This is a genomic window from Microbacterium sp. CPCC 204701 (assembly GCF_004010105.1).
In the GTDB taxonomy this organism is placed as follows: domain Bacteria; phylum Actinomycetota; class Actinomycetes; order Actinomycetales; family Microbacteriaceae; genus Microbacterium.
Genome location: NZ_RRYE01000530.1, coordinates 1 through 1,597, shown reverse-complemented (window position 1 = coordinate 1,597; position 1,597 = coordinate 1). Strand labels below are relative to the sequence as shown.

The window sequence follows — 1,597 nt, the reverse complement described above, 5'->3', positions numbered from 1 at the left end:
CCGCTGCCGCTCGCCGCCGCCCACGCCCGCGCTCGCCGCGGCGCCGACCTCGACGCCTTCGTCGGCTCGGCCCGAGCCCTGCGTGAGCCGACGCTCGGCGTGACGCCCGTGCTCGCCCTCGTCGTCGGGGTGTCGGTCGCGATGTCGTCGGGGGTGCTGCTGTCGACGCTGCAGTCCGGGGTCGCCGAGGCCTCGCGCGCACAGGTGGGCGCCGATCTGCGCGTGCAGGGCGCACTGTTCACGCGCGAGCAGCTCGAGCGCGTGCAGCAGATCGACGGCGTGGAGCCGGCGACGGGCATCTCGGGCGCCGAGCCGGCGACGCTCGACATCGGCGGCGTTCGCGAGGGCACCTCGGTCTTCGTCGTCGACGCGGCCGACCTGCGCGCCGTCCAAGGGGAGGGGCCCGGGATGCTGCCGCCCGGCGTCTCGCTCGAGCCGGTGATCGACGGGCCGATGCCGCTCGTCGCATCCGGCGACGCCGCCGACCTCATCGGCGATACCGACGAGCTCAGCCTCGACGGCGTCGACGCCGAGATGGTGGGCGTGACCCGCGGTCCCGTTCCGATCGGCGGCCGCGAGAACTGGGTGGCGATCGACTCGTCCTACGCCGAGGCGGTCCTCGGACGCGACCAGAGCGACCGCACGATCCTCGTGCGCCTCGACGGCGATGCGTCGACGGATGCCGTGGAGCAGGGCCTCCGCGACGTGCTCGGTCCGACCGTGCGCATCGACGGCGCGGCTCAGGTGGCCGACGACATCGAGTCCGGACCCGCCGTACAGGGCGTCCGCTGGGCGCTGCTGCTCGCCACGGGCGTGGCAGCGCTGCTGAGCGCCTTGGCGATCGTCATGACGCTGACGCTCGCTGCCGGCCCCCGTGCCCGCGTGCTCGCCCTGCTGCGCACCCTCGGTGCGCCTCGCCGCTCGTCATCGTCGCTCGCGCTGTGGGAGATCGGGCCGCCGGCTGCTGCCGCCGTCATCGCCGGCACCGTGTTCGGCGCGCTGGTGCCGCTCGTGGTCATGGCCGCGGTCGATCTCCGCCCCTTCACGGGGTCGTCGGTGGCGCCCGCCTACGTGGTCGACCCGGCGATCCTGCTGCTCACCCTCGGCGGCTTCGTCGTCCTCGCGCTCGTTCTCACCGCGATCGCACTCCTCCTGTCGCGCCGCGTGCGTGCGGCAGGAGCGCTGCGCACGGTGGAGGAAGGATAGGACCCATGACAGTACTGGCGGGACGGGATGCCGACATCCTGTGCACCGATCTGGTGCGCATCTTCAAAGTGCCGGCGGCGAACGGCGCGGGCGTCGAGGTGCAGGCACTGCAGGGCCTCAATCTGCGCATCGACCCGGGCGAGCTGGTCGCCGTCGTCGGCGCTTCGGGCTCGGGCAAGTCGACGCTGCTGTCGATTCTGTCGAGCCTCGACCAGCCCACCGCGGGTGTCGCGTGGGTCGCCGGGCACGACCTGCTGACGATGAAGGAGAAGGAGCGCGTCCAGTTCCGCCGTCGCAGCGTCGGGTTCGTGTGGCAGCAGACCTCGCGCAACCTCCTGCCCTACCTGTCGGCGGGCGAGAACGTCGCCGCCGCGCTCGCGATCGCGGGCGC

2 protein-coding genes are annotated in these 1,597 nt (G+C 73.3%); both read left to right on the top strand.

The window, feature by feature from the left end; genetic code table 11:
* A partial coding sequence (locus tag EIO58_RS17550; protein WP_164861852.1) for an ABC transporter permease occupies positions 1 to 1,206 on the top strand: 1,206 nt, incomplete at its 5' end.
* Between the two features lie 5 nt (positions 1,207 to 1,211).
* Positions 1,212 to 1,597, top strand: a 386-nt coding sequence (locus tag EIO58_RS17545; protein WP_164861851.1) for an ATP-binding cassette domain-containing protein, incomplete at its 3' end; no start/stop codon positions are given.